This window comes from Agromyces sp. NPDC057679 (assembly GCF_042799635.1).
Taxonomy (GTDB): Bacteria; Actinomycetota; Actinomycetes; order Actinomycetales; family Microbacteriaceae; genus Agromyces.
The window spans coordinates 1,013,722-1,033,537 of sequence record NZ_JBHVIK010000001.1 but is presented as its reverse complement, the minus strand read 5'-3'; the positions used below and the strand labels follow the sequence as shown (position 1 = coordinate 1,033,537).

20 protein-coding genes are annotated in these 19,816 nt (G+C 72.2%); 13 read left to right on the top strand and 7 right to left on the bottom strand.

Annotated features, from left to right (window positions below):
- Window positions 1-5 precede the first annotated feature (5 nt).
- Complete coding sequence (locus tag ACFVAJ_RS04610) at window positions 6-995, bottom strand: NADP-dependent oxidoreductase (RefSeq protein ID WP_376941627.1); 990 nt, start codon at window positions 993-995, stop codon at window positions 6-8.
- A gap of 93 nt (window positions 996-1,088) precedes the next feature.
- Here ACFVAJ_RS04610 and ACFVAJ_RS04605 point away from each other — a divergent pair, with 93 nt between their 5' ends.
- Window positions 1,089-1,772 carry a Pr6Pr family membrane protein gene (locus tag ACFVAJ_RS04605; protein WP_376941626.1) on the top strand — a complete coding sequence of 228 codons (684 nt, stop codon included), beginning with the start codon at window positions 1,089-1,091 and terminating at the stop codon, window positions 1,770-1,772.
- Between the two features lie 20 nt (window positions 1,773-1,792).
- Here the strand turns inward: ACFVAJ_RS04605 and ACFVAJ_RS04600 are convergent, their stop codons facing one another.
- Window positions 1,793-2,611, bottom strand: coding sequence for an alpha/beta fold hydrolase (locus tag ACFVAJ_RS04600; protein WP_376941625.1), 819 nt, complete (start codon window positions 2,609-2,611; stop codon window positions 1,793-1,795).
- A complete protein-coding gene (locus ACFVAJ_RS04595) occupies window positions 2,608-3,213 on the bottom strand; it encodes a YqaJ viral recombinase family protein (RefSeq protein ID WP_376942472.1) in 606 nt (201 codons plus the stop codon). The genes ACFVAJ_RS04600 and ACFVAJ_RS04595 overlap by 4 nt, the downstream gene beginning before the upstream one ends.
- Before the next feature lie 138 nt (window positions 3,214-3,351).
- On the opposite strand from ACFVAJ_RS04595, the gene ACFVAJ_RS04590 reads away from it, so the two are divergent.
- Complete coding sequence (locus ACFVAJ_RS04590; RefSeq protein WP_376941624.1) at window positions 3,352-3,783, top strand: DUF1294 domain-containing protein; 432 nt, start codon at window positions 3,352-3,354, stop codon at window positions 3,781-3,783.
- A gap of 276 nt (window positions 3,784-4,059) precedes the next feature.
- Window positions 4,060-4,962, top strand: coding sequence for a sugar phosphate isomerase/epimerase family protein (locus ACFVAJ_RS04585; RefSeq protein ID WP_376941623.1), 903 nt, complete (start codon window positions 4,060-4,062; stop codon window positions 4,960-4,962).
- Between the two features lie 114 nt (window positions 4,963-5,076).
- Here ACFVAJ_RS04585 and ACFVAJ_RS04580 read toward each other — a convergent pair whose 3' ends face one another.
- Window positions 5,077-6,264: an ROK family protein gene (locus ACFVAJ_RS04580; RefSeq protein WP_376941622.1), complete on the bottom strand. Its 1,188-nt coding sequence runs from the start codon at window positions 6,262-6,264 to the stop codon at window positions 5,077-5,079.
- 117 nt (window positions 6,265-6,381) lie between these two features.
- On the opposite strand from ACFVAJ_RS04580, the gene ACFVAJ_RS04575 reads away from it, so the two are divergent.
- The 10 genes from ACFVAJ_RS04575 (at window position 6,382) to ACFVAJ_RS04530 (ending at window position 16,386) form a co-directional block, all read left to right on the top strand.
- The gene (locus tag ACFVAJ_RS04575) at window positions 6,382-7,488 is read left to right on the top strand and encodes a Gfo/Idh/MocA family protein (protein WP_376941621.1); all 1,107 of its coding nucleotides are present in this window, start codon (window positions 6,382-6,384) and stop codon (window positions 7,486-7,488) included.
- Complete coding sequence (locus ACFVAJ_RS04570) at window positions 7,485-8,990, top strand: sugar ABC transporter ATP-binding protein (RefSeq protein ID WP_376941620.1); 1,506 nt, start codon at window positions 7,485-7,487, stop codon at window positions 8,988-8,990. The genes ACFVAJ_RS04575 and ACFVAJ_RS04570 overlap by 4 nt, the downstream gene beginning before the upstream one ends.
- A complete protein-coding gene (locus ACFVAJ_RS04565) occupies window positions 8,987-10,057 on the top strand; it encodes an ABC transporter permease (RefSeq protein ID WP_376941619.1) in 1,071 nt (356 codons plus the stop codon). Before ACFVAJ_RS04570 ends, ACFVAJ_RS04565 begins: the two co-directional genes overlap by 4 nt.
- Window positions 10,054-11,247, top strand: a complete 1,194-nt coding sequence (locus tag ACFVAJ_RS04560; RefSeq protein WP_376941618.1) for an ABC transporter permease — start codon at window positions 10,054-10,056, stop codon at window positions 11,245-11,247. Before ACFVAJ_RS04565 ends, ACFVAJ_RS04560 begins: the two co-directional genes overlap by 4 nt.
- The gene (locus tag ACFVAJ_RS04555; protein WP_376941617.1) at window positions 11,247-12,452 is read left to right on the top strand and encodes a substrate-binding domain-containing protein; all 1,206 of its coding nucleotides are present in this window, start codon (window positions 11,247-11,249) and stop codon (window positions 12,450-12,452) included. Before ACFVAJ_RS04560 ends, ACFVAJ_RS04555 begins: the two co-directional genes overlap by 1 nt.
- 140 nt (window positions 12,453-12,592) lie before the next feature.
- Complete coding sequence (locus tag ACFVAJ_RS04550) at window positions 12,593-13,462, top strand: sugar phosphate isomerase/epimerase family protein (RefSeq protein ID WP_376941616.1); 870 nt, start codon at window positions 12,593-12,595, stop codon at window positions 13,460-13,462.
- A complete protein-coding gene (locus ACFVAJ_RS04545; RefSeq protein WP_376941615.1) occupies window positions 13,459-14,469 on the top strand; it encodes a sugar phosphate isomerase/epimerase family protein in 1,011 nt (336 codons plus the stop codon). Before ACFVAJ_RS04550 ends, ACFVAJ_RS04545 begins: the two co-directional genes overlap by 4 nt.
- Window positions 14,470-14,476: 7 nt before the next feature.
- Window positions 14,477-14,773 (top strand): Dabb family protein, encoded by a 297-nt coding sequence (locus ACFVAJ_RS04540; RefSeq protein WP_376941614.1) that lies wholly within the window; start codon window positions 14,477-14,479, stop codon window positions 14,771-14,773.
- A 139-nt stretch (window positions 14,774-14,912) separates the two neighbouring features.
- The gene (locus ACFVAJ_RS04535) at window positions 14,913-15,287 is read left to right on the top strand and encodes a hypothetical protein (protein WP_376941613.1); all 375 of its coding nucleotides are present in this window, start codon (window positions 14,913-14,915) and stop codon (window positions 15,285-15,287) included.
- Window positions 15,288-15,321: 34 nt separating this feature from the next.
- Window positions 15,322-16,386, top strand: coding sequence for an alpha/beta fold hydrolase (locus ACFVAJ_RS04530; RefSeq protein ID WP_376941612.1), 1,065 nt, complete (start codon window positions 15,322-15,324; stop codon window positions 16,384-16,386).
- 49 nt (window positions 16,387-16,435) lie between these two features.
- Here the strand turns inward: ACFVAJ_RS04530 and ACFVAJ_RS04525 are convergent, their stop codons facing one another.
- From ACFVAJ_RS04525 to ACFVAJ_RS04515, 3 genes are all read right to left on the bottom strand, one after another.
- The gene (locus ACFVAJ_RS04525; RefSeq protein WP_376941611.1) at window positions 16,436-17,254 is read right to left on the bottom strand and encodes an amidase domain-containing protein; all 819 of its coding nucleotides are present in this window, start codon (window positions 17,252-17,254) and stop codon (window positions 16,436-16,438) included.
- A 174-nt stretch (window positions 17,255-17,428) separates the two neighbouring features.
- Window positions 17,429-18,097 (bottom strand): ABC transporter ATP-binding protein, encoded by a 669-nt coding sequence (locus ACFVAJ_RS04520; RefSeq protein ID WP_376941610.1) that lies wholly within the window; start codon window positions 18,095-18,097, stop codon window positions 17,429-17,431.
- Window positions 18,098-18,159: 62 nt separating this feature from the next.
- Window positions 18,160-19,683, bottom strand: a complete 1,524-nt coding sequence (locus ACFVAJ_RS04515; protein WP_376941609.1) for an ABC transporter permease — start codon at window positions 19,681-19,683, stop codon at window positions 18,160-18,162.
- Between the last annotated feature and the right edge of the window lie 133 nt (window positions 19,684-19,816).

The window sequence follows — 19,816 nt, the reverse complement described above, 5'->3', positions numbered from 1 at the left end:
CGGCGTCAGGCGGGGTCGGGCGCGACCCGCAGCACGAGCTTGCCGCGCACGTGCCCGGCCTCGATCAGCCGGTGCGCCTCCGCGCCCTCGGCGAGCGGCAGCTCGCGGTCGAGGTGCACGCGCACCGCGCCGTCGTCGATGAGGCGGGTGATCACCGCGAGGGTGCGCGCGTCGGGCGAGACGACGTAGCCGGTCGCGCGGAGGCCGCGGGCCTCGGCCTCCTCGCGCATGGTCGGCCATGAGCCCGTGGGCACGGTCACGATGAGCCCGCCGGGACGCAGCGCGTCGAGCGAGCGTGTGCCCGTGGCATCCTTCACGTTGCCGATGAGGTCGATCACGACGTCCTGGTCGCGCGCGACCTCCTCGAAGCGCTCGCTCGTGTAGTCGACGACCCGGTGCGCGCCGAGCCCCCGCAGGAAGTCGGCGTTGCGCGGCGACGCGGTCGTCGTGACGGTCGCGCCGAAGTACGCCGCGAACTGCACGGCGAAGTGTCCGACCCCGCCCCCGCCGGCGTGGATGAGGACCCGCTGCCCGTCGTGCACCCGTGCGGTGTCGACCACGGCGCCCCACGCCGTGAGCGCCGCGAGCGGCACCGCCGCCGCGTGCGCGAAGTCGAGCGAGGCGGGCATCGGGGCGAGGCTCATCGAGCTCACCGTCGTGTACTCCGCGTGGGTGCCCGGCATGCGCGGCACCCGCACCATGCCGTACACCCGGTCACCCGGTTGCAGCGGATGCGCGGCGTAGGGCACCTGCTCGACGACGCCGGCGAAGTCGTGGCCGAGCACCGCGGGCCAGTTCGTGATCGCCGCGGACGTGCCGCGGCCCGCCCGGGTCTTCACGTCGATGGGGTTCACGCTCGCGGCGACGACGCGAACGAGCACCTCGTCGCTGATGCGCAGCGGGCGCGGCACCTCGGCGAGGCGGAGCTCGTCGGGGCCGCCGGTGCGGTCGATCACCAGTGCCCGCATGGTCTCCTGCGCCGTCTCCGTCTGCATGCCCCGTGCCCTCCGTCGTGGTCCTCGCTCCATTCTGCCCGCCGTGGCTATGCTGCGAGGAGGTCGTCGCGCGACGGCCGGAAGGGGTGGATCGTGCGTCGAGTCTTCGGAGTGCTGCGGGTCGCGGCGGCCGCGGCGATCATCGTCGCCATCGTGGGGCAGTTCGCGAAGAGCCTCTCGATGGTGCCCGACCCGACTGCCTTCGTCGTGAACTTCTTCAGCTTCTTCACGATCCTCTCCAACGCGCTCGCCGCGATCGTGCTGCTCGTCGGCGCCGCGTACGCGTTCCGCCGGGCGAGCGACCCGCCCCTCTTCGACCTCGTGCGTGCCTGCGCGACCACGTACATGGCGACGACGCTCGTCGTCTACAACCTGCTGCTGCGCGACATCTCGCTCGACCAGGCGACCACGCTGCCGTGGTCGAACGAGATCCTGCACGTCTGGGCGCCGCTCTACCTCGTGCTCGACTGGGTGCTCGCGCCGGGCCGTGGCCGCATCCCGTGGAGCCGCTTCTGGTGGATCGCGGCGTTTCCCATGGCGTGGGTCGTCTACACGATGATCCGCGGGGCGATCGTCGGCTGGTACCCGTATCCGTTCTTCGACCCCGCCGTCAGCCCGGGCGTCGGGTACGACGGCGTCAGCGTGTACGTCATCGCCATCGCGGCGTTCATCCTCCTGGTCGGCTCGGGCGTCGTCGGCCTCAGCCGGATCGGCGGGCGGGCCGCGACGGATTCGCCCTCCGGGGGCGACCGGGCGATGACGCCGACCGCCGGCTGAGTCGCGTCGGGGGCGAGCTCTCAGCCCCGCGTGCCGCGCCGCGCGTCGCTCGCCTCGAGCCAGCGCGAGAGCTGGTGCCCGAGCACCGCGTTCTGCTGCGCCTGGCCGTCGTCGCGGGCGGTGAGCATCACGAGGGGCGCCTCGAGCCCGATGGCCCAGCGTTCGGCGATCGGCACCGGGTGCACGGGGTCGCGGGGCGCCGCGACGACGAGTGAGCGGATGCCGCGGGAGGTGAGCCGTGCGAGCTCGGCATCGTCGGCGAAGGCGCGGTTGCGCGGGATCTCGATGAGCCGCATCGCGCGGCGTGCGGCATCGGGCGAGGTGAACTGCGTGAGCAGCCCCTTCGCCCCGGCGGGGGACTCGGCCGCGATGCGGTGGAAGATCTCGCGCTCGCGGAACTCGGCCGCACCGGCCGCCCCTGCGTCGATGAGCAGCTGCCCGATGACGGGGAAGACGCGCAGGTTGTCGGGCAGCGAGCGGTCGTCGAAGGCCGGCCGCACGAACACCGCGCGATCGATCGGCAGCAGCTCGTCGAGCGCCAGCCGCAGCGCGAGCGCCGCACCCATCGAGATGCCGAGCACGGTGAGCGGCCCGCCCTCGTCGAGGGGGCGTCCGGTGGCCTCCTCGACCTGCTCGCGGACGGTCGTCGCGACCTCGGCCGCGAGGCGGTCGAGCGCGAAGTCGGCGGGCTCGCCGACTGTGAGGTACCCGCCGTGGGCGCGCACGTCGGGGGCGATGACGAGCTCGTCGTCACCCGCGACCGAGCGCACGACCGGCGCGAGGAGCTCGAGCGGTTGCCTGCGGTCGGCGCCGAGGCCGTGCAGGAGGAGCGTGGTCACGCGAGCGCCCCCGGGCGATAGACCGCCCGCGGGTCGACGGCAGCGGGGTTCGGACGGATCGCCTGCAGCAATTCGTTCGCGAGACCCACGAGGATCTCGATCTGGTCGTCGTCGCGGTCGACCCAGCGAGCCTTCGGCTCGTCGTCGACGGGCACGAAGTCGGCGTGCTCCTCCCAGACGACGAGGGTGCGCTCGGCGCCGAGCACGTACTGCTGCCACCAGACCTGCCGCAGGTAGCCGCGGGGGATGCCGCGCCACGGCTTGGAGGTCGTCTTGATCTCGCACAGCTCGAGCGAGCCGTTCTCGGCGACGCCCAGCCCGTCGGGCGTCGCCAGGTGCCGCCGCTCGAACTCGGAGTGGAACAGCAGCGTCGACGGCGCGAGGCCGTGGGTCTGGCGGACCCACTCGGCGATCACGGGTTCGCGGGCGCGCCCGTGGTCGGTGTATCGGCTGCCCCCGAAGCTGCGGCGGCCGCCGTGCAGCTTCTCGTGCGCGGCGGTGCGCACCGACTCGCGGGTGGCGAGCTTGGCCGCATCGGTCGCGGTGATGCCCTGCGCGCGGGCGCGAAGCCACGCCACTCGATCGCCCGAGTCGGCGACGATGCGGGTCTCGTGCGGAAGCCGCGGACGGGGTTCGGCCGGCGGCGCCCACGTGTCACCCTCGAGATCGAAGAGGGCGAATGGTTCAGGCACCCTCCGAGCGTACTCGCCACCGCCCCCGTACGCCGTACGATCGACGGCATGGCAGGTGATCCGAGAACGGTGCAGCGCGGGCCGTCCCGCGCCGTCCGGAGCGACCGCGACCTCTCGCGTCCGCTGCCCGCAACGCTCAGCTGGGGGGTGCTCGTCGGCTTCGCCGCGCTGCTCGTCGGCGCCCTCGCGCTCGCGGCGGTGCCGTGGTGGATCGGCGCCTGGTACGGGACGTGGTCGGTCGTCGCCTTCGCGGCCTACGGCATCGACAAGGCGGCCGCGAAGCGGGGAGCGGGCCGTATCGCCGAACGCACCCTGCACCTCGTCGACCTCGCCGGCGGATGGCCGGGCGCGCTCGCGGCGCAGCAGCTGTTCCGGCACAAGACCCGCAAGCGCAGCTTCCGCCGGGTCTTCTGGGCCGGGGTCGTCGGCAACCTGCTGGCGCTCGCGGCGCTCGTCGTCTGGCTCGGCGCGCCGGCGTAGTCCCGCAACCCGTCCGCCCGTCTCCTCGTCGGCTCGGGCGCGGTGCGTCGCCGTGTTCGGCGTCGCGCTGGACCGCGCCGTCGAGGCCGTCGCGTCCGGTTCGGATGTATCACCAGCGACTTCTGTGGTAATCACAAGCGACTTTTGATTGACGCTGCGACAAAAGTGAGCGACAGTGTTCGAGCACGGAACTCTCGACGATGAGACGGAAGGAACAGCATGTGCTACGGACATGACGGGACGGGCGCACTTCGCGCATCACTGCAGGAGCGCGGGGTGAGCCGACGCGGGCTCCTCCTCGGCGCACTGGGCGCGACGGCCGCGATGGCGACCTTCTCGGCCGGCGCGGCGCCGGCGATGGCGGATGTCGCCAAGAAGCCGTGGAAGCGGGTGCCCCCGGGCAAGATCAGCCTCCAGCTGTGGACGGTGCGCGAGGGACTCGGAGCGCCCTGGGGCCCCGGCGACTACGACACCACGCTGCGCGCGATCGCGGACCTCGGCTACCCGCGCGTCGAACAGGCGCTCGGCTACTTCGGCCGCACCGCCGCCGAGCTGCGCTCGTTCTACGACGAGATCGGCATCCGGGCGACCTCGTCGCACGACGGCACCTCGCCCGATGCCGCCGCCCTCGAGCAGAAGCTCGAGAACGCGGCGACGCTCGGCCAGCGCTACCTCAACGTGCCGTACTTCGCCTCGGGGGCGCTCGCCGACTGGCAGCAGCTCGCCGACACGATGAACGCCGAGGCGCAGGCCGCCGCGTCGTACGGCATCGCCTACGGCTACCACAACCACGCGCACGAGTTCACGACCGACCTCGGCGGCGGGCTCACCCCGTGGCAGGTGCTCACCGAGCGCCTCGACCCCGCCCTCGTGCACCTCGAGGCCGATCTCTACTGGGTCGTCACCGGCGGCATCCAGAGCGGCGACGGCGCCGCCGATCCCGAGCAGTTCGCGATCGACGTGATCGACCAGGCGCCGCAGCGCGTGCGCCAGTTCCACGTCAAGGACCGCCACACGGGCGGCGACATGGCCGACCTCGGCACCGGCACGATCGACTTCGCGCGGATCTTCCGTGCGCACGCGGTCGAGGAGTACATCGTCGAGAACGACACCCCCGACGTCACCCCGCTGCAGACCGCCGACGTCGGGTACGACTACCTGCGCGACCTGCGGTTCTGACGCCGAATCGGCTCGATGCGCGGCATCCTCGTGAGCGATCGACGAGGGTGCCGCGCGGCCGTCGGGCCGGGTGCGGGCCGCAGGCGGCCGCGAGGGCGCGAGGATGCCCCGGGGTCAGCGCGCGGCGAGCGCGTCGATGCCCTCGGGCGAGAGCGCGTGGTGGATGGCGAGCATCGCCGCTCCGAGCACGGCGGCGTTCTCGGCGGCCGCCGACTGCACGATCGCGAGGTGCTCGGTCGCGAGCGGCATCGACCGGGTGTAGACGACCTCGCGGACGCCCGCGATGAGGTGCTCGCCCGCGCGCGCCATCGAGCCGCCGATCGCGATGACCGAGGGGTTCACGAAGCTCACGCAGGCGGTCAGCACCTCGCCGATGTCGCGGCCGGCCTGGCGCACCGCCTGGATCGCGTCGATGTCGCCGCGCTTGACGAGCTCGACGACGTCGCTGCCGGATGCCGCGTCGAGACCCTGCTCGCGCAGCGCCCGTGCGATGGCCGGGCCGGAGGCGAGGGCCTCGAGGCATCCGCGATTGCCGCAGTGGCAGGGCACCTCGCTGCCGCGCGCCACGCGGATGTGCCCGATGTCGCCCGCGATGCCCTGCGCGCCGCGCTGCAGCAGTCCGCCCGAGATGATGCCCGAGCCGATGCCGGTCGCGACCTTCACGAACATCAGGTGCTCGGTCTGCGGCCAGGCGATGGCCTGCTCGCCGAGCGCCATGATGTTGACGTCGTTGTCGACGAGCACGGGCACCTCGAGGTGCTGCTGCACCCAGCCGGGCACGTCGAAGCGGTCCCAGCCGGGCATGATGGGCGGGTTCACGGGGCGACCGGTCGAGTGCTCGACGGGGCCGGGCACGCCGATGCCGATCGCGACGAGTTCGTGCCGGGTGCGGCCGAGGCCCTCGATGAGGGCGAGGCCCTGCTCGACCATCCAGCCGAGCACGGGCTCGGGGCCCTGGGCGATGTCCATGCGCTCGGAGTGCTCGGCGAGCACCGTGCCGGTGAGGTCGGTGACGGCGAGCGTGGCGTGCGAGGCGCCGAGGTCGGCGGCGAGCACGATGCGGGCCGCGGGGTTCAGCGCGAACTGCGAGGGCGGCCTTCCGCCGGTCGAGGCCGCGTCGGCGACGGGCGAGACGAGGCCGAGCCGCATGAGCTCGTCGACCCGCGCGGCGATGGTCGAGCGGGCGAGCCCGGTCGACTGGGCGAGCGAGGCGCGCGTGCGCGGGGCGCCGTCGCGCAGCAACTGGAACAGCTCGCTCGCACCTGAGGTTCCGAGCGCCGATCCGCGGCTGATGTCGACCATGACACTGAGTAAAGCACACCGACTTCCCTTAGTGGGTCAACTGACATGTTGATCTCGAACGAACAACTTTTGCCGAAGGACTAGCAAAAGGTGGCGGACGTGTGTCAGCATGTCCCCATGACAACGGACGTCACCGCCCCAGCCCGCACGAAACGTGCCGGCTTCGTCGGCGGCGGCTTCATGGCCGCCGTGCACTCGCGCGCAGCCCGTGCCGCCCGAGCCGAACTCGTCGGCGCCGCCTCCTCCTCGCCGAAGCGGGCCGCAGTGGCCGCCGAGCGACTCGGGATCGGCGCCGCCTTCGAGTCCTTCGAGGCCCTGCTCGCCGACCCCGCCGTCGAGATCGTGCACATCTGCACCCCGAACGCGACCCACGCCGGCTTCGCCCGGGCGGCGCTCGAGGCCGGCAAGCACGTGATCTGCGAGAAGCCGCTCGCCACCACCGCGGCCGACGCCGCCGAGCTCGTCGCGCTCGCCGACGCCCGGGGCCTCGTCGCCGCGGTGCCGTTCGTCTACCGCTTCCACCCCATGGCGCGCGAAGCACGAGCGCGGGTCGCCGCCGGTGAGGCCGGCCGCCTGCTCAGCGTGCACGGCGCCTATCTTCAAGACTGGCTCGCCGCCCCGCATGACGACGACTGGCGGGTCGACCGGGCCGTGGGCGGCCCGTCGCGGGCGTTCGCCGACATCGGCTCGCACCTCGTCGACCTCGTGGAGTTCGTCGCCGGCGAGCGCATCGTGCGGCTGAACGCCGCGAGCCGCACCGTCTACGCCGACCGCGCCACCCACTCGGGCATCGAGACCGAAGACCTCGTCGCCCTCGTCGTCGAACTCGACTCGGGCGCGCTCGGCACCCTGCTCGTCTCGCAGGTCGCCCCGGGCCGTAAGAACGCCCTCTCGATCGAACTCGCCGGCACCGACGCGAGCGTGCGCTTCGAGCAGGAGCGGCCCGACACCCTGTGGCTCGGCCGCACCGAGGCATCCAGCGTCATCGAACGCGACGCGAGCCGCCTGAGCGCCGACGCCGCCCGCCTCGCGATCGTGCCCGCCGGGCACCCGATGGGCTACCAGGACGCGTTCAACGCCTTCGTCGCCGACGCCTACGCCGCGATCGACGGTGCAGCGCCCGACGGGCTGCCGGGATTCGCCGACGGGCTGCGCGCCGCGCAGATCACCGAAGCGGTGCTCGCCTCGGCCGAACGACGCGACTGGGTGGAGGTGCCGGCATGAGCGGCGAAGCGGTGCTCGTGGCCGAGGGGCTCGAGAAGTCCTTCTTCGGCGTCACCGTGCTGCGCGGCGTGGGGCTCACGCTCCGCGCCGGCGAGGTGCACGGCCTCGTCGGAGAGAACGGCGCGGGCAAGTCGACCTTCATGAAGATCCTCGCGGGCGTGTACGAGCGCGACGCCGGTACCGTCACGCTCGGCGGCACCGAGGTCGAGTTCACCCACCCGGTGCAGGCCGCGCGGCAGGGGCTCGCCACCGTCTTCCAGGAGTTCAACCTCCTGCCCGAGCGCACCGTCGCCCAGAACGTCTTCCTCGGTCGCGAGCCCAAGCGCCGCGGCCTCGTCGACAAGAAGGCGATGCTCGCCGAGACCCGGGCGCTCCTCGCCGAGCTCGGCATCGACTCCATCGACGCGGATGCCCCGGTGCGCACCCTCACCGTCGCCGAGCAGCAGATCGTCGAGATCGTGAAGGCGCTCTCGGTCGACGCCCGTGTCATCCAGATGGACGAGCCGACCGCCGCCCTCGCCGACCACGAGGTCGAGCTGCTCTACACGATCGTGCGACGGCTGCAGGCGCGCGGCGTCGCGATCCTCTACGTCTCGCACCGCCTGAAGGAGATCTTCGACCTCTGCGACACGATCACCGTGCTGAAGGACGGGGCGCTCGTCTCGAGCGGCCCGGCCGCCGAGCTCGACACCGACGAGCTCGTGCGCCGCATGGTCGGCCGCCCGATCTCCGCGTACTTCCCCGAGGCCGAACCGGGCACCGTGCCCGGCGAACCGCGCCTCGAACTCCGCGGCGCGGGCAACGCGTACGTCGACGGGGTCGACCTCGAGCTCCGCGCGGGAGAGATCGTCGGCGTCGCGGGCCTCCAGGGCTCGGGGCGCACCGAACTCGTCGAGGCGGTGTTCGGCGTCGTGCCGTTCACCCGCGGCGAGATGCTCCTCGACGGCGAGCCCGTGCGGCTCGGCTCGGCCCGCCAGGCGGTGAAGCGGGGCATCGCCCTCATCACCGAGGACCGCAAGGCGCAGGGTCTCGCGCTCAACCAGTCGATCACCGACAACGCGCTCCTCGTGATCCGCTCGGTGTTCTCGCGGCGCACCCGCGACACCCGGCGCGAACTGCCGGGCGTGCTCTCCTCGCTCGAACTCGCCTCGCGCGGCCTCGACCAGGAGGTGCAGTACCTCTCCGGCGGCAACCAGCAGAAGGTCGTGCTCGCGAAGTGGCTCGCCACGAAGCCGCGCGTGGTGCTCCTCGACGAGCCCACCCGAGGCATCGACGTCGGCGCGAAGGTCGCCGTTTACACCCTCATGCGACGACTCGCCAAAGAAGGGGTCGCCATCCTCATGATCTCGTCCGAGCTCCCCGAGGTGATCGGCATGTCCGACCGCATCATCGTCATGCACGACGGCCGCGCCTCGGCAGAACTGCCGGCGCGCAGCGACGAGGCGACCATCCTCGGCGCCGCCACCGGCACACTCCGCGTCGGGGGAGAGGAGCTGCGATGAGCACCGCCACCCCCACCAGGGCCCCCCGCCGCGCAAGCTCGCGCCGCCGGCTCGACTCGACCCTCATCGTCGGCATCGCGCTCGTCGCCGTCATCGCGGTCGGCGCGATCCTCGTCGCGACGGTCGGCCGCAACTTCTTCAGCGCCGGCAACATCCGCGACATCCTCACCGGCATGAGCGTGCTCGGCTTCGTCGCCATCGGGCAGACCCTCGTCATCCTCTGCGCCTCGCTCGACCTCTCGGTGCCGTACGTGGTGAGCCTCTCGAGCCTCATCGCGGCCGACCTGATGGCCGGCAACCCGGCGAACATCCCGTTCGCGGTCTTCGTGGTGCTCGTGGTGGCGGCCGTCATCGGCCTCGCGAACGGGCTCATCGTGACGAAGCTCAAGGTGAACGGCTTCATCGCGACGCTCGGCACGGGCCTCATCATCAAGGGCTACCTCGACACGAACTACAAGGGCACGAGCGGGGAGGTGCCGTGGGAGTTCCAGCTGATCGGTGCGACCGGCGTCGGCCCGGTGCCCGTGTCGACGCTGCTCATGCTCGTCGTCGCGCTCGCCGCCGCGTTCTTCCTGGCCCGCACCCGCACCGGCAACCACATGTTCGCGGTCGGCGGCAACGAGCAGGTGGCGCGACTCTCCGGCATCCGCACCGCCCGCCCGCTCATCGTCGCCCACGTGCTGTGCTCGATCACCGCGGCCCTCGCAGGGCTCCTCCTCGCGAGCCGGCTCGGCGTCGGCAGCCCGGTCGTCGGCACCCAGGGCGGCTACGACCTGCTCTCGATCGCCGCGGTCGTGCTCGGCGGCACCCTGCTCATGGGCGGCCGCGGGTCGATCTGGGGCACCATCGGCGGTGTGGCGATCTTCGCGGTCGTCGACAACGTGATGAGCGTCATGCAGGTGAACCCCTTCCTGAAGGACGTCGTCCGCGGCGTCGTCATCGTCGCGGCGGTCGCCGTGTACACGAGCCGTTCCGTCGACCGGCGACGGCCGAGATTCACCGCGGGGGCCGAGCCGCCCGCGGCCGGCGAACCCGCCGCCCCGGCAACGAAGGGAGGCGCGGCATGAGCGCCGTGACATCCGACCGCCCGAGCCTGGGGGCCCGTCTCGCCGACCTCGGCCGCACCCTGGTGAGCCCTCGCGGCGCCGTGTTCCTCCTCCTCATCGTGCTGCTCGTGGCGATCGCGCTGCTGAACCCGTCGTTCGCCGAACCGTCGCAGTTCATCCGCTTCATCCAGCGGGTCGCGCCCGTCGCGATCGTCGCGATCGGCCAGTACTTCGTCATCGTGGGCGGCGAGTTCGACCTCTCGATGGGCTCGGTCGTGACCGCGCAGGTCGTCATCGCCGGCAACCTGATCGGGCAGGACGAGGCGAAGTCGCTGCCGGTGCTCGCGCTCATGCTCGCCTTCGGCGCGTTCATCGGCCTCGTCAACGGGCTCATCGTCACGATGCTCAAGGTGCCGAGCTTCATCGTCACGCTCGGCATGATGCTCGCCCTGCTCGGCGGCACCCTCTACTGGACGGGCGGCGCCGCGACCGGCAACCCCGCCGACGGGTTCCGCGAGATCGGTCGCGGCGGCATCCGCGGCATCCCGGTCATCGATATCCTGCCCTGGTCGGTCGTGGTGCTCGCCGTGGTGCTCGCCGCCGCGATCTGGTTCTCGAAGCGGCCCTTCGGGCGCACGATCATCGCCCTCGGCGACAACCCGACGACGGCGCGCTTCTCCGGCACCCGCAACTGGTGGGTGAAGACGTCGACCTTCATGATCTCCTCGCTCTCGGCGACGATCGCGGGCGTGCTGCTCGTCGGCTACGCCGGTGTGCACCCCTCGGTCGGGCGCGGCTACGAGTTCATCGCGATCACCGCGGTCGTGCTCGGCGGCGTCGTGCTCGGCGGCGGTCGCGGCTGGGTGGTCGCGGCGGCCGCGGGCGCCTTCGCCCTCGAAGCGCTCTTCACCGTGCTGAACTTCGCCGGCGTGCCCTCGACGTACCGCGACGCGGTGCAGGGCGCGATCATCATCCTCGCCGTCGCGTACTCGGCGACGACCTTCCGCGCGCGCCGCCGCGGTCGCGGCATCGAGGCATCGACGGATGCCACGAGCCCGACCTCGCCCGACGCGGGCACCGAGACCTCGCCCGACGCGGCGACCCAGACTTCGCCGGCACCGGCGGAGGAGCGCGATGCCCCCGCATCCGCTCGCCCTGCACCCATTCCCTCGACGTCGAGGGCTGACAACGAAACCAAAGGAGGTTCGTGATGCGACGCAGGTACACGGTGGCATCCGCAATGGTCGGCGCCCTCGCGCTGCTGACGATGGCCGGCTGCACGACCGACCCCAACGTGGCAGCGCCGAGCGATGACGCCGCCGCCACGGAGGAGTCGGTCGAGTGGTTCGACCAGGAGCTCTTCGACAAGCAGGACGCCGAGCGCGACGTCGTGCCCGAGGGCCCCGAAGGGCAGCCCTGGCTGCAGCACATCAACGCCGAGATGGTCGACACCTCGGAGTTCGCCTCGGAGGGCGCCAAGAAGGCGTGCTTCGCCAACGCCTCGATCTCCAACCCGTGGCGCACGACCGGCTGGATCACCATGAACGAACAGCTCAAGGTGCTCCAGGAGGCCGGCGTGATCAGCGAGATGGAGACGCGCGACGCGCAGGACTCCGATGACACGCAGATCGCCGACATCGACTACTTCATCGAGGAGGGCGGCTGCGACGTCTTCATCATCTCGCCGAACTCCACGGCGGCGATGACGCCGGCCGTCGAGCGCGCCTGCGACACCGGCAAGCCGGTCATCGTGTTCGACCGCGGCGTGCAGACCGACTGCCCCGTCACGTTCATCCACCCCATCGGAGGATTCGCGTGGGGCATCGACACGGCCGAGTTCCTCATCGACGAGCTCGACGAGGGCGACAAGGTCGTGGCGCTGCGCATCCTGCCGGGTGTCGACGTGCTCGAGCAGCGCTGGGCCGCGGCCGAGAAGCTGTTCGACGAGGCCGGCATCGAGGCGGTCGACTACTTCACCGGGGCCGACCCGGCGGAGATCAAGAAGATCATCTCCGACGAGCTCGCCAAGGGCGACGTCCAGGGCATCTGGATGGACGCCGGTGACGGCGCCGTCGCCGCCATCGAGGCGTTCGAGGACGCCGGCGTCGACTACCCCGTCATGACGGGCGAGGACGAGATGAGCTTCCTCCGCAAGTGGAAGGAGACCGGGCTCACGGGCCTCGCGCCGGTGTACTCGAACTTCCAGTGGCGCACGCCGCTCCTCGCCGCGCAGAAGATCTTCGCCGGCGAAGAGGTGCCGAGCGAGTGGGTGCTGCCCCAGTCGCCGATCACCGCGGAGGAGGTCGACGAGTACCTCGCCCTCAACGAGAACATGCCCGACGGCCACTACGCGAAGTTCGGCGGCGAGGACCTGCCCGGCTACCCGCAGGTCTGGGAGGACCGGATCGTCCCGTAACCCCGTGATCCGATCGATGTTCGGGGAGTGACGACGGAGCGTATCGAGACCGGGAGGTCTCGATACGCTCCGTTCCTCGACCACAGCGCGGGCGATCGATACGCTCGCTACGCGACCGACGGAGTCTGCAAGGAGGCAGCATGCGCCGCACCATCGGCGTCAACACCTGGGTGTGGGCTTCGCCCCTCACCGATGAGAACCTTCCCGCGCTCGCCGCCAAGGCGGCCGAGCTCGGCTTCGGCGCGATCGAGCTGCCGGTCGAGAGCCCAGGCGACTGGTCGGCGGATGCCGCGGCCGACCTGCTGGCGGAGCACGGCCTCGCCCCGATCGTGATCGGCGCGATGGGCCCCGGCCGCAACCTGGTCGCCGCGCCCGGCTCAGAGATCGTGGCCACCCAGAACTACCTCGTGCACTGCCTCGGCGTCGCCGAGCGCCTCGGCTCCCCGGTCGTGGCCGGCCCCTTCACGGCGGCCACCGGCCGCGCGTGGCGCATGGACGCCGAGGAGCGCGAGGCCAGGTACCGCGAGCTGCGCGCGAGCCTCGCGCCGGTCGTCCGCAAGGCGGAGGACCGAGGCATCCGCCTCGCGATCGAACCGCTGAACCGGTATGAGACGAGTCTCGTGAACACCGTCGAGCAGGCCCTCGAGGCGCTCGGGCCGCTGCTCGGCCCCGGCCTCGGACTCGCCCTCGACAGCTATCACCTCAACATCGAGGAGAAGTCGATCGGCGACGCGATCCGAGCGGCCGGCACGAACCTCGCCTACGTGCAGGTCTGCGGCAACGACCGCGGCGCCGTGGGCGACGACCACCTCGACTGGCCCGCGTTCCTCGACGCGCTCGACGACGTCGGGTACACCGGCGCACTCGGGCTCGAGAGCTTCACCGGCGAGAACGCGACGATCGCGGTCGCCGCCTCGGTGTGGCGCCCGCTCGCCCCCTCGCAGGACGAACTGGCGGCACGGAGCATCCGATACCTGACCGCGCTGCAGGACGAAAGGAACCCGGCATGACCGCCACCCACCCCGTGACCCTCTTCACCGGTCAGTGGGCCGACCTGCCCTTCGCCGAGGTCGCGCGCCTCGCCGCCGAGTGGGGCTACGACGGCCTCGAGATCGCGTGCTCGGGCGACCACCTCGACCTGAAGCTCGCCGAGGAGGAGCCGGGCTACCTCGCCGAGCGGCAGGAGATCCTGAAGCGGCACGGGCTCTCCGTGCACGCGATCTCGAACCACCTGACGGGTCAGGCTGTCTGCGACGACCCGATCGACTTCCGGCACGAGGCGATCGTGCGCCCGTACACGTGGGGCGACGGCGACCCCGAGGGGGTCCGGCAGCGCGCCGCCGACGACATGAAGCGCGCGGCGCGTGTCGCCCGCATGCTCGGCGTCGACACCGTCGTCGGCTTCACCGGCTCGTCGATCTGGCCGTACGTGGCGATGTTCCCGCCGGTGCCCGCGAGCGTCATCGACGCCGGCTACGAGGACTTCGCGAACCGCTGGAACCCCATCCTCGACGTGTTCGACGCCGAGGGCGTGCGCTTCGCGCACGAGGTGCACCCCTCCGAGATCGCGTACGACTACTGGACGAGCGTGCGCACCCTCGAGGCGATCGACCGGCGCCCCGCGTTCGGCTTCAACTGGGACCCGTCGCACATGATGTGGCAGGGCATCGACCCGGTCGGGTTCATCGTCGACTTCGCCGACCGCATCTACCACGTCGACTGCAAGGACACGCGGCTGCGCCCCGCGACGGGACGCGCGGGCATCATGGGGTCGCACCTGCCGTGGGGCGACCCCCGGCGCGGCTGGGACTTCGTCTCGACGGGGCACGGCGACGTGCCCTGGGAGGACGCGTTCCGCGCGCTCGACGCGATCGGCTACACCGGCCCGATCTCGGTCGAGTGGGAGGACGCCGGCATGGACCGGCTGCACGGCGCGGCCGAGGCCGTCGGATTCATCCGCTCGAAGCTGTTCCCGCGACCGACGGCCTCCTTCGACGCCGCCTTCTCGAACCAGTAGGGGTCCCATGTCGATCGAGCACACCGTCGTCTTCCGGCTCGTCCACGAGCCCGGCTCCGCCGCGGAGCAGGAGTTCTTCGCCACCGCGCGCGAGACCCTCACCGGCATCCCCGGGGTCGCCGACTTCGCGATCAGCCGCCAGGTCAGCCCGAAGAGCACGTTCACCCACCGCTTCGGCATGGTGTTCGCCGACCAGGCGGCGTACGACGCCTACAACGCGCACCCCGCGCACGTCGGCTTCCTCGAGGGCCGATGGGTGCCCGAGGTCGCCGAGTTCCAGGAGTACGACTTCGAGCGGCCCTGAGCGGAGCGCCTGCGAGCCGGCGTGGGTGGCCCCGACGGGCCATGCCGAACTGGCCTGAAGATGCGACGCGCGCCCTGCGTCGTCGGCGGTGGAATCGGAACGTCGCGATCCGGCGACGCACGAATCCGAGGAGCCACCGATGAACACCCCATCCGAATCCACCCGCAGCATCGGCGACTCGATCGCCGTCGGCCGTGAGCGCGGCTACTACCGCGTGATCTTCGACGCGGGCCCCGTCGATGCGGAGACGTTCGCCGAGCTCGCCGGGGTGCCCGAGCAGAGCGGCCGCATCTGGCTCGAGGAGCAGGCCGGCGCCGGGATGCTCCGCGTCGTCCGCGCCCCCGACGGCGTCGGAGAGGAACTGCTGCTGCCCGGCGAGTACGTGCCGGTGCTCGTCAGCGATGAAGACACCCCGGAGTTCTCGGGAGCACGCGCCCTGCTCCGCGAGCATCTCGCCGAGGTCGAACGGGTCCGCGCGCTCGCTGCCGATGCGCGGCCGGCGCTCGTGAAGTAGTGCCGAGCGTCCCTCGCGTTCGTAGACTGACGCCGTGCAACCTGAAGACCAGGTCGTCCACCACGCCGAGCTCGACGGTCGTTCGATCGCGTGGTCGGCCGTCGGTGCCGGGCCGCCGCTCGTGATCGGCGGCTGGTGGTCGAGCCACCTGGAGCTCGACTGGCGTAACGCGGGGTTCCGGCGCTTCGTCGAGCAGTTCGCGCGCCACCGCACGGTCATCCGCTACGACCGTCCCGGCACCGGGAGGTCCGATCGGGACGCCACCCCTCCACGCACCCTCGACGAGGAGCTCGCGGTGCTCGAGGCGGTCGTCGATGCGGCCGCGGACGACTCCGCGGACGGGCCGATCGCGCTCTTCGGCGGCTCGTCGGGCGGCGGCGTGGCCTCGCTGTTCGCGGCGCGGCATCCCGGACGTGTCGATGCCCTCGTGCTCTACGGCACGTACGCCTGTGGGGCGGATCTCGCGCCGCCGGCCGCCCGGGCGGCGATGCTCGGCATCATCGAGCAGCACTGGGGTCTCGGCTCGCGGGTGCTGGCCGACCTGTTCCTGCCGGACGCGACGGCCGAGGAGCGTGCCGAGTTCGTCGAGTTCCAGCGGAGGTCGGCCTCGCGGGAGGTCGCACTCGCGTCACTGCAGGCGGTGTACGAGGTCGACGCGACGCCGCACCTCGCCGATGTTCGGGCGCCGACGCTCGTGCTGCACCGCCGCGCCGACCGGGCGATTCCGTTCGCGCTCGGCAAAGACGTGGCCGCACGGATCCGCGACGCACGATTCGTCGGGCTCGAGGGCGACGATCACTTCCCGTGGCGGGGCGACGCCGACTCCGTCGCACGCGAGACCCTCGCCTCCCTCGGCGCGCCGGTCGAGGCGCCGAACGCCGGATCGAGGTCGGAGCCCGTCGGCGCGACCGGCCTCACCGCGCGCGAGCGGGAGGTGCTGCGGTTCGTCGCCCGGGGCGACACCGACGCCGAGATCGCCGCGCGTCTCCTGCTGAGCCCGCACACGGTGCACCGGCATCTCGCGAACATCCGCACCAAGCTCGGGGTCCCCTCGCGGGCGGCCGCGGCCGCGTGGGCGCTGCGGCACGACCTCATCTGACGCGACCGCGGTTCGACCCCGGTTCGACCGCTGTTCGACCCCGCACCGCTCAGCCGATGACGCTCCAGTAGCTCACCTGCGTCTCGGGATGGTTGGGGTGGTCGTCGACCGAGCGGTCCCACGTGGCATCCGTGTGGCCGCCGTAGAAGACGTCGACGTTCCCCTCGTCGTCCTCGATGACCGCGGTGACGATCGCGGTGTGGTCGCGGTCGCCCGAGGCGTCCCAGTCGAACTGCACGATGTCGCCCGGCCGCACCTGCGCACGCTGCGTGTCGTCGAGTGGTGTCGCCCGCTCGGGGTGCGCGGCGAGGTAGTCGCGGAACAGCGTCGAGGAGCGCCAGGCGGGGGAGTGGGCGTACGCGTCGCCGTCCTCCGAGTACCACCACTCCTCGTCGGGCAGCCAGCCGCGCTCGATGAGGGTCTGCGAGGTGAAGTTCACGCAGTCGTCGTCGCCGAGCACGCCGTAGCGCTCGCTCTCGTCGGCGTCCCAGTGCTCGCGCACGTACTCGAGCTGGCGCAGCACGGGGGCGGGGAGCTCGGGGTCGAGCTCGAGGGCTGCCGCGTTCGGATGGCTGCCGTCGCCGCCCTGCGTGCCGGGACCGCGCGGCGCGGTGGCCGCGATGACGATGGCCGCGACGCCCCAGGCGAGGAGCGCGAGCACTACGACGAGCGCGCCGCCCACGAGGAGGCGTCGCCGCAGGTACACCCGCCGGCTCGGCCGCACCGCGGCGCGCGGCGTCGCGGGTCCGGTCGTCCGGGGTTCGGTCGCCGCGGGCTCGGCGGCCGGGGCGGCCGGGGCCGTCGGTTCGGCCGCCTGCGCCGCCGACGGCTCGTCGACGGTGCCGCCGGGTTCGTTCACGTCATCCACTCGATCCACCGTACGTCGGTTCCGCCGCGCCGCCGTCGCGATCCGCGAAGCGCCCAGCGATTCCGGAGCCTCGCGAGAGCTCCGGGGGAGGCGATCGCGGAGATCTCGCGACCGCGAGCAGGCGAACCGGATGCCCCGGCCGCGCGTGCGGCCGGGGCATCCGCCCTGCACGGCTCAGCGCTCGGTGACCGTGCCCGCCGTGATGTGCAGGCGGCGCTCGGCGCGGCGGGCGACCGCGGAATCGTGGGTGACCACGATGAGCGTCAGCCCGCGGTCGCGGCGGATGCCCTCGAGGATCTCGAGGATCTCGTCGCGGGTCTCCTCGTCGAGCGCGCCGGTCGGCTCGTCGGCGAGGAGCACCTCGGGCTCCTTCACGAGCGCACGGGCGATCGCGACGCGCTGCTGCTGGCCGCCCGAGAGCTCGCTCGGCAGGTGGCCGGCGCGATCTGCGAGCCCGACCGCGGCGAGCGCCGCCGCGGCGCGCTCCGCACGTCGGGCGCCGCCCACGGCGAGGGGCTCGAGCGCCGTCTCCACGTTCTCCTGCGCGGTCAGCGTGGGGATGAGGTTGAAGTTCTGGAAGACGAACCCGATCTCCTTCGCACGGATCTTCGCCAGCTTCGCGTCGGGCATCTTCGAGATCTCGTCGTCGCCGATGCTGATCGTGCCCGACGTCGGCCGGTCGAGCCCGCCGAGCATCTGCAGCAGCGTCGACTTGCCGCCGCCGGTCGGCCCCTGGATCGCGACGTGCTCGCCGGTGCGGATCGTGAGGTCGACGTTCTTCAGGGCGTGCACCGCGCGGTTGCCCTGCCGGTACGTCTTCGTGAGCTTCGTGAGTGTGTACATGGTGTCCTCGGTGGTGGTCGTGTCGATGCGGTGGATGCCGTCGTGGCGTGGACGGAGCCGGGTCAGCCGACGCTCCGGAGCGCCTCGGCGGGGCGCAGGCGAGCGGCGCGCCAGCCGCCGATCGCGCCCGCGAGGAGGCCCCCCAGGATCGCGATGCCGATCGCGATCGCGATCACCGACACCGTGACGGGGGCGTTGAGCACGACCTCGGTCGTCGCCGCGGCGGTCTGGCCCATGGGGCCGAACGCCCGCCCGCCGGCCGCGTCGCCGCCCGTCGCACCGCCCGGGCCGGCCGCACCGCCGGGTCCGGCGGCCATCTCGAATCCGCCGCCCGAGGCGCTGCCCGACAGGGTGGGCGCGACGAGGTTGATCACCGCGATGCCGACGAGGCCGATCACGAGGCCCGCGGCGCCGCCGATGAGCCCCTGCACGAGCGACTCGCCCGCGACCTGGCCGACGACGCGGCGGTTCGACCAGCCGATCGCCTTCAGCGTGCCGAACTCGCGGGTGCGCCGGGTGACGCCCGAGATGGTGAAGAGGATGGCGATGAGGAACGCCGCGACGAGCACGGCGAGCGAGAGCCAGAGGCCGAGGTTCGACACGAGGCTCGACGCCGTCGAGAGCGATCCCGAGACGCTCGAGGCGAGGTCCTCCTGCGTCGACACGGTCGCGTCGGGCAGTGCGGCCTCGAGGTCGGCCTGCACCTGCGCGATGTCGGTCGACGAGGTCGCCTGCACCGAGATGCTCGAGATCATGCCCTCCTCGCCCGAGAGGGTCTGGGCGACGTCGAGCGGGATGTAGACGTTCGCCGCGCTCGCCGAGTCGGCGGCGTTGGAGGTCACCGTGCCGACGATCTCGAACTCGGTGCCGCCGAGGTCGAGCGTGTCGCCGGTCGCGAGCTCGGCGCTCGTCGCGTAGTCGGCGTCGAGCACGGCGACGTTCGCGCCGGTGTCGCCCTCGTCGAGCGCGCGGCCGTCGGTCAGCGAGACGGCCGAGAGCGGGCCGATCGCGTCGGCTGCGGGGTCGAGGCCGAGCACGCTGAACGAGTCGACGTCGAAGGCGCTGCCGCCGGCGCCGTCGGGCCCGCCCTGCGGGGGAGCGGCCTGGCCGGTGCCCTCGTCGGTGGCGGGGCCGCCGTCGGTGCCCTGCATCCGGCTGAAGTCGGGCATCTCGCCGTTGAACGTCGTGTTCGTGAGCGAGAGGGTCGCGGCCGCCGCGGCGACGTCGTCGACGCCCTGCACGGTGGCGAGGGCGTTCTCGTCGAAGGTGCTCGAGCCGAAGCCCGCGCTGAGCCGCGACTGGCTGAGCTCGGTGGTGCCGTCTGCCGTGGTGCCCGCGCCCGCGTCGAACTCGAACCGGGGCCCGCCGCCCTCGCCCTCGCCGGGCGGGGTGGGCGACTGGGTGACGGTGATGTCGGTGCCGACGCCGTAGACCGACTCGAGCACGGAGGCCTGCGCGGCCTTCACCCCCGAGGCGACGGAGTTGACGATGATGACGAGGGCGATCGCGAGCGCCATGCCGATGGCGATGATCGCCGTCTGCCTGCGGCGGCCGGCGAGCTCGCGCCGGAGATAGGTGAAGAACATGAGCATCCTCAGGGGTCGGGAGCGGGGTCGTGAGGGAACGGGGGAGCACCCCGGGACGGAGCGCCGATCGCGACGCTAGGCAGTCGCGCTGTGCCCGCTCGATGGCGGGGCTATGGCCTCGCTATGTCCCGCG

Coding starts and splice junctions, on each gene's coding strand:
- ACFVAJ_RS04590 (WP_376941624.1), top strand. CDS start 3,352: ATGGCAGGTGATCCGAGAACGGTGCAGCGCGGGCCGTCCCGCGCCGTC.
- ACFVAJ_RS04515 (WP_376941609.1), bottom strand. CDS start 19,683: ATGTTCTTCACCTATCTCCGGCGCGAGCTCGCCGGCCGCCGCAGGCAG.
- ACFVAJ_RS04555 (WP_376941617.1), top strand. CDS start 11,247: ATGCGACGCAGGTACACGGTGGCATCCGCAATGGTCGGCGCCCTCGCG.
- ACFVAJ_RS04550 (WP_376941616.1), top strand. CDS start 12,593: ATGCGCCGCACCATCGGCGTCAACACCTGGGTGTGGGCTTCGCCCCTC.
- ACFVAJ_RS04560 (WP_376941618.1), top strand. CDS start 10,054: ATGAGCGCCGTGACATCCGACCGCCCGAGCCTGGGGGCCCGTCTCGCC.
- ACFVAJ_RS04520 (WP_376941610.1), bottom strand. CDS start 18,097: ATGTACACACTCACGAAGCTCACGAAGACGTACCGGCAGGGCAACCGC.
- ACFVAJ_RS04540 (WP_376941614.1), top strand. CDS start 14,477: ATGTCGATCGAGCACACCGTCGTCTTCCGGCTCGTCCACGAGCCCGGC.
- ACFVAJ_RS04575 (WP_376941621.1), top strand. CDS start 6,382: ATGACAACGGACGTCACCGCCCCAGCCCGCACGAAACGTGCCGGCTTC.
- ACFVAJ_RS04565 (WP_376941619.1), top strand. CDS start 8,987: ATGAGCACCGCCACCCCCACCAGGGCCCCCCGCCGCGCAAGCTCGCGC.
- ACFVAJ_RS04580 (WP_376941622.1), bottom strand. CDS start 6,264: ATGGTCGACATCAGCCGCGGATCGGCGCTCGGAACCTCAGGTGCGAGC.
- ACFVAJ_RS04610 (WP_376941627.1), bottom strand. CDS start 995: ATGCAGACGGAGACGGCGCAGGAGACCATGCGGGCACTGGTGATCGAC.
- ACFVAJ_RS04545 (WP_376941615.1), top strand. CDS start 13,459: ATGACCGCCACCCACCCCGTGACCCTCTTCACCGGTCAGTGGGCCGAC.
- ACFVAJ_RS04570 (WP_376941620.1), top strand. CDS start 7,485: ATGAGCGGCGAAGCGGTGCTCGTGGCCGAGGGGCTCGAGAAGTCCTTC.
- ACFVAJ_RS04535 (WP_376941613.1), top strand. CDS start 14,913: ATGAACACCCCATCCGAATCCACCCGCAGCATCGGCGACTCGATCGCC.